The sequence below is a fragment of the Salimicrobium halophilum genome (assembly GCF_900100295.1).
Classification (GTDB): Bacteria; Bacillota; Bacilli; order Bacillales; family Halobacillaceae; genus Salimicrobium; species Salimicrobium halophilum.
Genome location: NZ_FNEV01000005.1, coordinates 163344 through 176643 on the forward strand (window position 1 = coordinate 163344; position 13300 = coordinate 176643).

The following is a 13300-nucleotide window of genomic DNA, read 5'->3' on the forward strand; positions in this document are numbered from 1 at the left end:
AGGAAGAGAAAAAATCTGGTAAGGGACGGTTAGAGATGAAATATTTGCACCTTAAGATGTTGCTCGCTTTGTTTATGGTATTCGGTTTTGCCTCCGTAGTTCATGCGGAAGAGGGAGAAGAACTTCCGGGAAAAGAAGTAGCGAAGAAAGAAGTGGGAATGAAAGAACTTCCGCTTCCAGATAAGATTCAGCGCTTTTTATATGACTCCGGACTCGATTTTACATACCCTGATGCTGTCCGAGGCATCTACGTAACAGCAAACTCCGCAGCAGGATCGAGAATGTCTGAGTTGAAGGAACTCGTAGGTTCTACGGACTTGAATGCGATGGTCATCGATGTGAAAGAAGACCATGGAAATATTATGCTTGAACCACATAACGAAAAGTACAAAGAAATGTTCGAAGGTCGTTATGAAAGTGTCATGGATGACCCCCGAGCCATTCTTGAAGACCTCGAAGAACAAGGTATCTATCCGATTGCGCGAGTCGTCGTTTTCAAGGATAACGTGCTTGCAGAAGAACGACCGGATCTTTCATTCCAACGGAACGGCCAAATCTGGAGAAACGGAAAAGGCGAAGCGTTCGTGAACCCATTTGAAAAAGAAGTCTGGGAATACAATGTGGAAGTCGGAAAGATGGCTGCAGAGTTAGGCTTTAAAGAAATTCAGTTCGATTACGTACGGTTCCCTGAAGGGTTCGCATCAAGAGATGATGAGCTTCAATACGGGAAAGGCGATTATAATGTCGAAGGTGTAAATGATGTACAACAGCGGGTGAATGCTGTGACTGATTTCGTAGCCTATGCGCGCGAGTCCCTTCGCAATTATGATGTGGATGTAGCTGTAGATATCTTCGGGTACTCCGCAGTTGTACCGGAAGAGCCGAATATCGGTCAGAACTTCTCGAAGATTTCATCGAACGTTGATGTCATTTCCTCTATGATTTATCCGAGTCACTGGGGGCCTTCCTTCGGTATAAGTAAGCCGGACACAGAACCGTATCGTCTGATTGATGAATATGCGAAGGTCGAGAATGAACGTCTCGCCACCTTAGAGGAGGCACCAACTTCCCGTCCATGGATCCAGGACTTTGAAGCTCCGTGGCTTTATTCAGGAGCTACCAAGCAATATGGGAAGCAGGAAGTCGAAGCACAGATCCGTGCTCTTAACGAGAATGGTATCGAGGAATTTCTTCTCTGGAACGCAGGGAACAGCTATACCAAAGGAGTAGACTATACGCCTTAATCACGAAAGCCGCCGGATATTCCGGTGGCTTTTTGTATATACTGGAAAGAGGTTTTTTCTATATGTAGATGCTCGAACTTCTAAGCGGGATGTCTTCACTTTTCCGTTGTCTAGTTGCATCACCCAGAAATCCGAGGCATAAGTAGCCCAGATAAGAGAAAAGAAAGAGCGCTTCTCATCTGACAGGTCTACTTATGCCTAAGATTTCTAAGCGGGGTGTCTCCACTTTTCTTGATCTAGTTGCGACATCCAGAAACTCGAGCCATAAGCGACTCGGATCAAAGAAAGGGAAAGAACACCTTTCGTTGACCAAGTCGCTTATGACTGAAGTTTCTAAGCGGGATGTCTCCACTTTTCCAGGTCATTTAACAAAGTTAAAGAATTTCGTTATAATAAGTATGACTACGAATAAGGGAGTAGATCGATGAACTGGTTTGAGAAGCTTAATCAGTATTTTCCAATTGAAGAAATGAAATCTCAGGAACACATGGAAACCCTTTTGAAGGAAAAAGGGGATGTCTATCATAAAGACGAAGGTGAAAAGCATGTATTGATGTATGCGGAATTTCCTACTTTCGTATTTATAGACTATGTGTATGTATCCGCCGCTGCCCGGGGAGAAGGTCTCGGTCATAAGCTGATAGAAAAAATGAAACAGAAGAACAAGCCGATTATCCTTGAGGTGGAACCGGTCGATTATGAGGATTCTGATACAGAGAAACGACTCAGGTTCTATCAGAGGGAAGGTTTCACGCATGCCAGATCGATCGGGTACTCAAGACGCTCGCTGGCCACGGATGAGTGGAGTCAGCTCGAGATTTTGTACTGGTCTCCGGAGGATGCGGATGAAGAGGAGATCTTCGAGCAGATGAAACAGATGTATGAAGAGATTCATACGTATAAAGATGAAACATTTTACGGGAAGTCTTATCAGCCTGTAGATGAAGTACTGAAAATCGATGAGAAACGATCCGTCACAAATATGATGGATGAGCTCGATGATAAAAAATGACCCTATAATAGCCTTCTGTGTCCATGCAGAGGGCTTTTTTCAATGAGCGGGGAACAGTTGATAATGAAAACTTTGTGAAAATCTTAATTAAGAAGGTTTTAGGTGTGGGTGTATGTGGTATAATAACAGGGAAGCAGTTGATAGCAAGAGTATATCCCCGTTATTGCAGTGGTTTTTTTAGAAGTGATATGGATTTCAGAACTATTTTGTGTTATAATGAACATAGGATGCAATTTAAATTCATTTTAAATTGATAAACAATGTCACTTAAAGTTTGATTATATTATATAATGAGGAGTGAAGTTCTACATGGTTACACTTTATACCTCACCGAGCTGTACATCATGCCGCAAAGCCAAAGCCTGGTTAGAAGAGCATAATATCGAATACACAGAAAGAAACATTTTCTCAGAACCGCTTACGATTGATGAGATCAAAGAAATTCTTCGTATGACGGAAGATGGAACGGAAGAGATTATTTCCAAACGTTCAAAAGTATTCCAAAAATTAGATACTGATTTCGATCAACTGCCTATGCAAGAGCTATTCGATTTGATCAAAGATAATCCGGGTCTATTGCGCCGCCCGATCATCATCGATGATAAGCGCCTACAGGTTGGTTACAATGAAGATGAAATCCGTCGTTTCTTACCGAGAAGCGTACGTACTTTCCAACTGAAAGAAGCACAACGTCTCGTTAATTAATAAAGAAAGCTATGCCTCTGAATGGGCATAGCTTTTTTAATTAGTACGGTAAAGAAGTCTTCCCGTCCATAGTACAAAAACAACGAGGAACATAGAGAAGAGAATAGGACCATAAGCAATCTGTGTCACTGTTTCTGATACTTTTTCGTTCTGAAGGATCAACTGTCCGGATGTATAGGCGAGAATTCCTGTACCGATGTAGAGAAAGAGCGGAAAACGGTCGAGAACCTTCAAGATTAATGTGCTTCCCCATATAATGATAGGGACGGAAAGTAACAAACCGAAGATGACATAGGTGAGACGATTTTCTGAAGCTCCGGCAATGGCCAGCACATTATCAAAACCCATAACGATATCCGCAGTGACTATCGTACGGATAGCCTGCCAGGCACTCACACCTCCACTTACGGATAATTCTGCTTCCTTCGGGTTCAGCAGCTGAATAGAAATGTAAAGAAGCAGGATTCCTCCAATCACAGTGAGGAAAGGGATCTGAAGAAGATAGATGGCGACGGCAGTCATGAAAATCCGGCACCCGATAGCAAGCCCTGTGCCGAAGAATATCGCTTTTTTTCTTTCCGAATCAGGGAGATGACGGCATGCGAGGGCAATTACGACAGCATTGTCCCCCCCGAGAACGAGATCGATGGTAATGATAAGCAGTATGGGTTCAAGCATGTCCAAATCCATGGGGAAAAAAGCCTCCTTATCTAGTGACAAATTGTTGCAAATAGTCTAAAATATAAAATCAACCTCATCTTCGATTGAGAAAGCAATTCATTTTGAAGTCGAGGAAACTTATCCTACAATAGAGATAGATAACACACCGAATTTATTAAAGCTTGATTGAAGCCATTCACTTTCGGGTATTGTGTTAATCAATAGAGCAGTCTCTTCAGCCTGTTATACTACTTCGAAGGGAGAGAGACGAAATGGAAATAGAACGGATCAATGAGAACACAGTCAAATTTTATATAACGTATAACGATGTGGAGAAGCGCGGATTCAACCGCGAAGAAATCTGGTATGATCGTGAGCGTAGTGAACAGTTATTCTGGGAAATGATGGATGAGGTGAGTGATCAGGAAGACTTCTCACCGGAAGGACCTCTTTGGATCCAGGTCCAGGCTATGGATAAAGGAATGGAGATCATTGTGACGAAAGCTCAGCTGTCTCAGGATGGTCAAAAACTTGAGCTTCCTGATAATGAAGACAAGAACATCGACATTCCGATGGATGAGAAGCTCGAATCCCTGCTTGAAAGTGAGCCGGCGGATACGGCTAAGAATGATACCGAGGAAAAAGAGGAAGAGGAAGAAGAAGGCTCTGAAGAACCTCTTGCTTTCGCGCTCCGTTTTCCGGACATTGAAGATGTCATCCAGTTGAGTCATTATGTGACACTGCCTTCCACCGTTCATGATTCGCTTTATCACTATGAAGATGCCTATTATGTATATATTCAGTTCACCGATGAAAATATGAATGATCGGGATCAGGAAAATTACTTGAGCCGTCTGATGGAATTCGGGTCGGAAACGACGAATACGATTCATCTCATAAGTGAATACGGAAAGACGATTTTTGAAGAGGATGCTCTACAATCGATCGCTAAGCACTTTTCCGCTTAAGGAAAGTGCTTTTTTTTGTCTTTTTTTAACCTAGCCTGCTGCCTTTTGTTGCAGGATTCTTCCGACTTTTGTCGAATAGTTTCTAGATGACACAATTCTATGGATAGGTGGTGGGACATGTTTTCAGCATTAGATGACCACGGGGTTCCGTGTGTATTGTACCGTCGTTCAACGAAAGAAATAGAACATCTGAAAAAGGGTGGTCCTTTTTATTGTCCGATGTGCGAAGAAGCAGTGCAGCTTCGTCTCAGTACGAAGCGTGCCCCGCATTTTGCCCATTTGCCGAGGAGTTCCTGTTCATATAAGGGAGAATCTCTTCGTCATCAGAAAGGCAAACTGATGCTTTTTGAATGGCTTCATAGACAAAAGTTGAAACCCAAGCTCGAGCATTTTCTTCCTGCGATCGGACAACGCCCCGATGTCTATGTCGAGTGGAAGACATATAAGTTCGCATTAGAATTCCAGTGTTCCGTTATTTCCCCCGCTGAAGTGAAGAGAAGAACCAGGCACTATCAGAAAGCAGGAATTGTTCCATTGTGGATTATTTCCGAAGACAAGGTGAAAGGCAAGCCCCCATTACTTTCCTTTTCTGAATTCCTACGCAATTTCATCTATTGTTTCGATAATCATCTACACTTCTATACCTTCTCCCCTGAATCGAAGCGCTTCTCCATCCTGGATATTCACCAGTCTCTTTCTTCGAGAAAAATACTTGTCCGTCCAAGGTCGACATTCCTGCCATCGTTATCTTTTCCAGATTTATTTCGAGCACGCGAAGCCTCTATCCAATGGGAATGGTGGGAACGTAGTGTCTATCGCTATCGGACAACTCCGATTCTTCGTCCTTCCGGGAAAGACCGTCAGTTTCTCCAGTTCCTATACTTGAACCGTATCCATTATTCTCTGATCCCTTCCGTCTGTTTTCTGCCTCTTCGTTACCAACCCTTATATGATAAACCTGCTCATTTGTGGCAGACGAGAGCGATTGTCAGCCACTTTCTTCCTTTGAAGAAGGGGGAGATACTTCGTATGCCTTCGATTCCTGTACGGGATATTCTTGGAAAGAAGACGATCGATTTGATGGATGAATACCTCGAAGAACTGGCATACTTAGGATATGCAGTGAAAAAAGGGGAGTGCTGGTATAAACAAAGTGATATCCCTTTTTCGCAAAATATAGAGCAGGCGCTGCGGCAGGATAAGGAATTAATGATACAATTGAAACATAGGGATGATAAACCTTAAGTAATTTCAGAAGAAAAGAGGAGGCTATTCATTGGCTCAAACGAAAGAATTACCGAAACGTGAAGAGATTCCCACAGAACGTACGTGGAGACTCGAAGATATCTTCGAGACAGACGAAGCGTGGTACGAAGAGTTTGAACAACTGAAGAAGGAAACAGAAAAGATTCCCCCTTTTGAGAATACGTTAGGAAATTCCGGAGAGAGGCTTTATGAACTGTTCGATTTCCAGGACCGTTTCTCGGAACGTTTAGGGAAACTATTCACATATGCACACATGCGCAGCGATCAGGACACGACGAATGCGTATTATCAGGAAATGAATACGAAAGCGGAGTCCCTGCTTACAGAAGCTTCTCAGGCGATGAGCTTCATCGTTCCAGAGATTCTCTCGCTGCCAGAAGGTACGATAGATAAGTTTCTCGAGGATTACGAACCGCTGAAGCATTACGAACATACATTGAATGAAATCACTCGTCAGAAAGAACACATACTGAGTGAGAAGGAAGAAAAACTGCTCGCCGGTTTTTCGGAAATTTCCGGAGCTCCGGCCCAGACTTTCGGAGCACTTAACAACGCTGATCTTACTTTTCCTTCGATCAAGGATGAAGAAGGGAACGAGGTGGATGTAACGCACGGTCGGTACTTGAATTTCCTGAAATCCGATAATCGTAAAGTTCGCGAAGATGCTTTCCGCGCAATGTATGATACGTTCGGGTCTTTCAAAAATACGTTCGCTTCCACATTGAGTGCCAATGTGAAGAAGAACAATTTCAAAGCGACTGTACGCAATTATGATAGTGCGAGACAGGCGGCTCTCGATTCCAATAAAATTCCGGAAAGTGTGTACGATAACCTGATTGAAGCTGTACACGATCGTCTGGATCTCATGCATCGCTACGTCCGATTGAGAAAGCGTGTATTGGGGCTGGATGAAGTGCACATGTACGATCTTTATACACCGATTGTAAAAGATGTGGAAATGAAGGTGACGTACGAAGAGGCACAGGAGAAGGTATTGGAGGCTTTGAAGCCGCTCGGTGAAGATTATGTGGAGAAGCTGAGTGAAGGGTTCCAGAATCGTTGGATCGACGTGGAGGAGAACAAAGGGAAGCGCAGTGGTGCCTATTCTTCAGGTCACTATGGCACAAACCCTTACATTCTTATGAACTGGCAGGACAATGTGGATAACCTGTTCACATTAGCTCACGAGTTGGGTCACTCCCTCCATAGTTATTACACCCATCAACATCAGCCGTATCGTTACGGGAACTATTCCATCTTCGTTGCAGAAGTCGCTTCCACGACGAACGAAGCGTTGCTGAATGATTACATGGTGGAAAATACGACAGATGAAAAAGAGAAGCTGTATCTGTTGAACAACTATCTCGAAGGATTCCGTGGTACGGTATTCCGTCAGACGATGTTTGCGGAATTCGAACATGAGATCCATAGACGGGAGCAGGAAGGCGAAGCACTCACGGCGGAGAAGCTGACGGAGATTTATTACAATCTCAACAAAAAATACTTCGGGGACGATACGTTCATCGACGAAGAAATCGGCCTGGAGTGGGCGAGAATTCCTCACTTCTATATGGGATACTACGTGTACCAGTACGCCACAGGGTTCTCTGCAGCGACGGCCCTCGCCAATCAGATCCAGGAAGAAGGGGCTCCTGCCGTTGAACGATACAAAGACTTCCTGAAAGCAGGAAGCAGTGATTATCCGATTGAAGTGCTGAAGAAGGCCGGAGTAGATATGACTTCCAAACAGCCTGTCCTTGAAGCATTGGATGTATTTGAGCAGAAGCTTGAAGAGATGGAGCGTCTGCTTGAAGGATGACTATAATCAGAGAGAGCCGTTCTCATCAAGGAGCGGCTCTTTTTGCATGAAAAAAGCAGATGTCCATTCAGACATCTGCCTCTTTCTCTAGTTATCGCTGTATTCCCAGAAGACACCGTGTTTCACAGGGACTTCGCGTACTTTTCTTTTCAGTACGAGTTTTCGCATTTCCCGTTTCGCTTCCTTCTCCGTCCAATCGTAGACGACGGCTATTTCTTTGTTGGCGACGAAACGGTACTGTTTCATGAATTCTTCGAGATTCGGTTTCAGAGAGGGAGCAGGGTCCTGTTGCAGCATATCTTTTAATACTTTTACATAAATATGATAATCATAAAGTCCGGTGATCTTCAGGCCTGCGTCTTCTTCCGATTCGTTGAAAATGACGATGGTCGGTGTCTCGTCCACTTCCATTTCTCTCATAAGTTTCATGTCTCCCCGAAGCGCGCGTTTCGCCGTTTCGGAGTGAAGGTCCTTCTTGAATTCTTCCACATCAATGCGACTCTTCTCCGCACATTCAATCAGTACTTCTTCCTGAGACACATTCCGTTTCTCTAAAAATACATACTCCTGCACCTTCCTCAAGAATCTCATGCCGGCTTTTTTGCCCTGGAACTCAGCCGCTTTCACTGCAAGTGCTGTAGAAAGCGGGGAAGAAACCGGATTTTCAAGCCATACATCGCCATCACAGCACATCCCTGTTACGGAGGTCATGTGATCCCATTGTTTCTTCAGCCGTTCCGGATTATCCGGACAGCTTTTCTGCAGGGTGGTCAATGATCCGCTCAGAATAGGACGTATTTTAAAGTAACGTCCGTATTCGAGAGTGAGTTTTTTGAGGAAAGGTTCGAGCGACCAGCATTCAGGACAGAGTGGATCCACGAATACATAGATCTCGATCGGCCGCTTCTGTAAATTGAAAAAACCTTCCTGAAAGCCCTGGACTGCTTTGTCCGGCTGGCCTAAGCTTCTCCAACTCACATAGATTCCCCTTTCTCGTCTTCCGGTGTATTCATCATGTGATTCGCTGTCATCGTAAGTCGTTCGAGCATAATCCGTTCGTACGGCTGTTCAATGCCGACTTCAAAGACTGCTTCTCTCATGCAGGAAAGCCATGCATCCCGCCTTGTCGGTGTGATAGGAAAAGGCAGGTGTCTCGCCCTCAGCATCGGATGACCGTGTTCCTGAATATACAGAGGTGGTCCCCCGAAAAATTGGGTGAGAAATTGCTTCTGTTTTCTTTTCGTTTCTGTCAAATCATCCGGGAAAATCGGTTTCAGTTCCGGATGGTCTGCTACACGTTTATAAAAAGCGTCGACAAGAGCGTGCAGACGCTCTTCCCCGATCGCTTCGTAAATGGATCGATGTTCCTGAGTCATAATCTTGATCCCTTCCTATCTATACTATTCATTGTAGCAAGGGGGAGAAGAAGCAACAACTAATCTGATTGCATCCTCGCTTCATAAAACCTCCGGATCTTGTTTTTCGTTTCCCTCTTCGGGATGGAAAAACGGTCCAGAAGCTCTTCGAAGACTGTTTCTCCCTGGGCTTTTGAGTTCGCTTCAATTTCCAGTTCATAGTCCTGTACTTGGAAATATCGACTGTAATCGAGAGTGACGGTCGTATTTTTGTAGTCGATTTCTCTTCTTCTGGTAGCCAGTGATCCAAGAAAGCGTAGATCCGCAGAATCGATCCCCATCGCTTCCAACTGTTTTGTGATATTCGGTTGCTTAGCACCTCTGTTCTGGATCCACTGATCGGCCTGTCGTTCATCGATAGTATCGTGCGTTTCGAGTAGCCCTTCCGGATGCGGTTCTTTCAGCGTCATCGTCCAGCTGTCCCCTTTATGACGGATGCGAAGGGCTGCTCCGTTCTCTTTCAGTTGCATATCTTCTGTTTCAAAGTAGTAGTTCGTCTGTTCGGTGAATGATTCTTTCTCAAAAGGCAAACCCTCAAGCATTCTCATATATTCTTTCTCTGTAAGCAAGTTTTTGAACTCGATTTCAATTTCCTGACTCATCTGATTCACTCTCCTCTGTAGAAATTTCGCATCAGGCAGGGGCGCGGACAGCCTGTTTCCTATGGTATTATGATACAATGGATTTGAATCAAAAATCACTTCATAACCATTATTAGATGTCTGATAAGGTGGTGCGCGGTATGAATTGGGAAGCTTTTTTTGCACCGTATGCCCAAGCTGTGGAAGAGTTGAAAGTCAAACTCAAAGGAATGCGGCAGCAATATGATTTCGAAGGAGAAGAATCTCCGATTGAATTTGTGACAGGAAGGGTAAAACCTAAGAGTAGTATCATTGATAAAGCTAAGAAGAAAGCCATCAACCCGGAAAACATCGAAGAAGAAATGCAGGATATCGCAGGTGTACGGGTGGTCTGTCAGTTTGTGAGTGACATTTACGTCGTCTCTGATATGCTGCGTCACCGGAATGATTTTTCCATCGTGGAGGAAAAAGACTACGTATCTGAAAAGAAAGAAAGCGGCTACCGTTCTTACCACGTCGTTATTCGATACCCTGTCGAAACGATCCACGGTCAGAAAAACTTGCTGGCAGAGGTTCAGATCCGAACGCTTGCCATGAACTTCTGGGCAACAAACGAACACACATTGAACTATAAATACTCCGGACAGATCCCTCCGGAAATCAAAGCCAGATTGAAGCGGGCAGGGGAAGCGGCTTTCCGCCTGGACGAAGAAATGTCCAAAATCAAGGATGAAGTGTACGCGGCCCGTAAAGAATTCCGCAAAAAGGACGAATACAAACAGAGGGATAACCGGGACTGAAGAGGTGAGAAAATGAAATTCGCTATCCTTTCTAAAGGAGATCGCAAATCGAACGAGCTCCGGACGAAAATCAAAAATTACTTAAGTGAGTTCAAATTGGAGTACGACGAAGAAGCTCCGGAACTCGTCATCTCCGTCGGTGGAGATGGCACGCTTCTCGAAGCTTTCCATACTTATTTGAATCGCCTGGATGACACGGCCTTCATCGGAATTCATACGGGGCACCTCGGATTTTATGCGGATTGGATGCCAGAGGAAGTGGAGAAGCTGATCATCGAAATTGCACGTACACCTTTTCAGGTCGTCGAGTATCCCCTTCTTGAGGTGGTCATCAAACAGAAGGATCACGAAGAAGAAGAGCGCCATCTCGCACTTAATGAGTGTGCGATCAAGACATCAGAAGGGTCGGTCGTCGTCGACATCGATATCAAAGGAGACCATTTCGAAACCTTCCGGGGCGACGGGTTGTGTATCTCGACTCCATCCGGAAGTACAGCTTATAACAAAGCTCTTGGAGGAGCGATTCTCCATCCATCGCTTGAAGCGATCCAGGTAACTGAAATGGCTTCAATCAACAACCGGGTGTTCCGTACGATCGGATCTCCGCTTGTATTGCCAGGCCATCATACTTGCGTGTTCCGTCCACTGAATGAACGGAGTTTCCTTTTTACCATCGATCACCTCACGAGGACCTACAGCAACGTCGAATCCATCCAGTGCCGGGTAGCGAAAGAAAAGGTGAGATTCGCAAGGTTCCGCCCTTTTCCGTTTTGGCGCAGGGTTCATGATTCGTTCATATCCGATCAATATACGGAGGAAGGGAAGGACAAGTGAGGAAGGTATTCTCCGTATCAAGAGCGGGGACCGTACAGGAGGCGCTTCGTCTGGATGCATCGTTGTCCCGCAGAATGGTCAGAGAAATCAAGAGAAGCGGAACGTTACTACTGAATGGAAAGCCTGTCCTGCACTACGAACAGGTGAAAGAGGGAGATAGCCTGACGGTTCATTTTCCTGTTGTAGATACTTACCCTTATGAGCCGGAATATGGTCCGCTTGACATAGCATATGAGGATGAAGATCTTCTGATCATAGATAAACCTGAAGGCATGGCCATGACCCCTTCTGCTCAGCACCCCTCCCATACCATAGTACAGCGCGTGCTGTCTCACTACGAAGCTTCAGATTGGAAACAGACAGTGCACCCGGTGACGAGACTGGACCGGGATACCTCAGGCCTTTTGCTTATTGCGAAACACCCTTACATTCATTCTCTTTTCAACCGGAAAGAGATGATCCGCCGGAGTTATCTTGCTCTCGTCGAAGGGGTACCTGAACAAGAACAGGGAACGATTTGTGCATCGATAGCACGTGCGGAGGATTCGATCATCCGCCGAAAGGTAGCTGCAGGAGGAAAGGAAGCAGTCACTCATTATAAGGTGGTGGATACTGACGAAGGTAGAAGTATCATTCAGCTTGAACTCGAAACAGGCAGAACGCATCAGATCCGCGTCCACATGGCTTCCCTGGGTCATCCGCTCGTCGGGGATACGCTTTATGGAGCTGCTTCCGATCTGTCTCATGGACAGGCGCTTCATAGTGCAAAGCTTTCTTTTACACATCCGTGGACGAAAGAGGCGATGAGCTTCAGTTCTTCTCCACCATTCGTCTGATCAGTCTCCTTAGGCTCGAGGGGATGCCTCCGCTTTTCTGATCTAGTTGCATCACCCAGAAACCGGAGCCACAAGCAGCCTCGCTTTTTTAGGGATAGAACGCCCAAAAGAAAACAAGGCTGCTTGTGACTAAGGTTTCTAAGCGGGGTGATTCCACTTTTCTTGATCTAGTTGCGACATCCAGAAGCCCGTGCCCTAAGTAGCCCGGATCAGAAAAAAGGAAGAACGTTTTTTATCTGACCGGTCTACTTAGGTCAGAGCTTCTAAGCGGGATGCCTCCACTTTTCTTTTCTCTACTCGAATTTCCTGAAGCTCTCTGGTTGAAAGGGAAGAGAGGATGGGACTTGGACAATTTTCTCCTCAGGGAGTCTTAGGGCGGTCAGTTTGTTTCCGAAGACGCAACCGGTGTCGATGTTGACCGTGTGATTTTTGAACCTCGGTTCCAGGACGGGTGTATGTCCGTATACGATTCTTTTATTACCTGTATATCCGGCTGCCCAGTCTAGACGTTCGGGGCGTCCATCCGGCATTGTTTTTCCTGTAGTTGCTCCATATAAGACGAAGGAGCGAATCCGCTTGTTCATCTGCCCGATATCTTTTTCGAGGATGCCGGCATGAGCAACCACTGTATCGATTTCGGGAAGCTCAAGGTAAAGAGGAGAGGATTCGACCAGGGTCATGAATTTATCCCGGACGATGACTTGTTCTTTTGAAGGAAGGGAACGATATTCTTCTGTCGTAGTCTCGAGCCCGTGCTTTTCCTGTACGGGATTCCCTCGGAAGTAGCGGTACAGTTTATCACAATGGTTCCCTGGAATATATCGGCCTTTCTGATGGGTGATGACGAGATCATGGACGAAATCGATCGCTTCGATCGAGGAAGGGCCGCGGTCGGTGATATCACCAAGGAATACGGGAATTCTGCCTTCCGGGTGGACAGGGATACCTCTTTCAAATTGGTAACCGAGGTCTTCGAATAGTTGCTTCAGTTCATCGAGGCAGCCGTGAACATCACCGATAATATCGTAAGACATGAGCAGTACTCCTTTTCAATAACAAGATTTTCGTTTACATTCAGTATTACCCCTATGAAGATGTAAATCATACTTCTTTTAAGATGAAGGATTTAAAGTAGAGGTCTGATTTATACCTTCATCGGG

14 protein-coding genes are annotated in these 13300 nt (G+C 45.3%); 9 read left to right on the forward strand and 5 right to left on the reverse strand.

Annotated elements, in window-relative coordinates:
* The first annotated feature begins 35 nt into the window (after nucleotides 1–35).
* The 3 genes from BLQ44_RS09645 to spxA all read left to right on the forward strand — a co-directional run bounded on the left by BLQ44_RS09645 (nucleotide 36) and on the right by spxA (nucleotide 2961).
* Nucleotides 36–1244 carry a putative glycoside hydrolase gene (locus tag BLQ44_RS09645; RefSeq protein WP_093193681.1) on the forward strand — a complete coding sequence of 403 codons (1209 nt, stop codon included), beginning with the start codon at nucleotides 36–38 and terminating at the stop codon, nucleotides 1242–1244.
* A gap of 424 nt (nucleotides 1245–1668) precedes the next feature.
* Nucleotides 1669–2256 carry a GNAT family N-acetyltransferase gene (locus tag BLQ44_RS09650; protein ID WP_093193682.1) on the forward strand — a complete coding sequence of 196 codons (588 nt, stop codon included), beginning with the start codon at nucleotides 1669–1671 and terminating at the stop codon, nucleotides 2254–2256.
* Between the two features lie 309 nt (nucleotides 2257–2565).
* The gene (spxA, locus tag BLQ44_RS09655; protein ID WP_093193683.1) at nucleotides 2566–2961 is read left to right on the forward strand and encodes a transcriptional regulator SpxA; all 396 of its coding nucleotides are present in this window, start codon (nucleotides 2566–2568) and stop codon (nucleotides 2959–2961) included.
* Between the two features lie 36 nt (nucleotides 2962–2997).
* Here spxA and BLQ44_RS09660 read toward each other — a convergent pair whose 3' ends face one another.
* Entirely contained in the window at nucleotides 2998–3651 is a 654-nt protein-coding gene (locus BLQ44_RS09660) for a TerC family protein (RefSeq protein ID WP_093193684.1), read from the reverse strand.
* Nucleotides 3652–3893: 242 nt separating this feature from the next.
* Here BLQ44_RS09660 and mecA point away from each other — a divergent pair, with 242 nt between their 5' ends.
* From mecA to pepF, 3 genes are all read left to right on the forward strand, one after another.
* Entirely contained in the window at nucleotides 3894–4589 is a 696-nt protein-coding gene (gene mecA, locus BLQ44_RS09665; protein ID WP_093193685.1) for an adaptor protein MecA, read from the forward strand.
* 117 nt (nucleotides 4590–4706) lie between these two features.
* Entirely contained in the window at nucleotides 4707–5834 is a 1128-nt protein-coding gene (locus BLQ44_RS09670) for a competence protein CoiA (protein WP_176757487.1), read from the forward strand.
* Nucleotides 5835–5865: 31 nt separating this feature from the next.
* Nucleotides 5866–7674 (forward strand): oligoendopeptidase F, encoded by a 1809-nt coding sequence (gene pepF / locus BLQ44_RS09675; protein WP_093193687.1) that lies wholly within the window; start codon nucleotides 5866–5868, stop codon nucleotides 7672–7674.
* Nucleotides 7675–7761: 87 nt separating this feature from the next.
* Here the strand turns inward: pepF and BLQ44_RS09680 are convergent, their stop codons facing one another.
* Genes BLQ44_RS09680 through BLQ44_RS09690 form a run of 3 tightly spaced genes read right to left on the reverse strand, consistent with a single transcriptional unit; the run spans nucleotide 7762 to nucleotide 9691 of the window.
* Entirely contained in the window at nucleotides 7762–8652 is an 891-nt protein-coding gene (locus BLQ44_RS09680) for a ClpXP adapter SpxH family protein (protein ID WP_093193688.1), read from the reverse strand.
* On the reverse strand, nucleotides 8649–9050 hold the full coding sequence (locus BLQ44_RS09685) for a globin domain-containing protein (RefSeq protein WP_093193689.1): 402 nt from the start codon (nucleotides 9048–9050) through the stop codon (nucleotides 8649–8651). The genes BLQ44_RS09680 and BLQ44_RS09685 overlap by 4 nt, the downstream gene beginning before the upstream one ends.
* Before the next feature lie 59 nt (nucleotides 9051–9109).
* Nucleotides 9110–9691, reverse strand: coding sequence for a CYTH domain-containing protein (locus tag BLQ44_RS09690; RefSeq protein WP_093193690.1), 582 nt, complete (start codon nucleotides 9689–9691; stop codon nucleotides 9110–9112).
* Between the two features lie 140 nt (nucleotides 9692–9831).
* On the opposite strand from BLQ44_RS09690, the gene BLQ44_RS09695 reads away from it, so the two are divergent.
* From BLQ44_RS09695 to BLQ44_RS09705, 3 genes are read left to right on the forward strand one after another with little or no spacing between them, the layout of a single operon-like run.
* Complete coding sequence (locus BLQ44_RS09695) at nucleotides 9832–10470, forward strand: GTP pyrophosphokinase (RefSeq protein WP_093193691.1); 639 nt, start codon at nucleotides 9832–9834, stop codon at nucleotides 10468–10470.
* 12 nt (nucleotides 10471–10482) lie between these two features.
* The gene (locus BLQ44_RS09700) at nucleotides 10483–11304 is read left to right on the forward strand and encodes an NAD kinase (RefSeq protein WP_093193692.1); all 822 of its coding nucleotides are present in this window, start codon (nucleotides 10483–10485) and stop codon (nucleotides 11302–11304) included.
* A complete protein-coding gene (locus BLQ44_RS09705; RefSeq protein ID WP_093193693.1) occupies nucleotides 11301–12140 on the forward strand; it encodes an RluA family pseudouridine synthase in 840 nt (279 codons plus the stop codon). The genes BLQ44_RS09700 and BLQ44_RS09705 overlap by 4 nt, the downstream gene beginning before the upstream one ends.
* A gap of 293 nt (nucleotides 12141–12433) precedes the next feature.
* Here BLQ44_RS09705 and prpE read toward each other — a convergent pair whose 3' ends face one another.
* Nucleotides 12434–13174: a bis(5'-nucleosyl)-tetraphosphatase PrpE gene (gene prpE / locus BLQ44_RS09710; RefSeq protein WP_093193694.1), complete on the reverse strand. Its 741-nt coding sequence runs from the start codon at nucleotides 13172–13174 to the stop codon at nucleotides 12434–12436.
* Nucleotides 13175–13300: the final 126 nt, after the last annotated feature.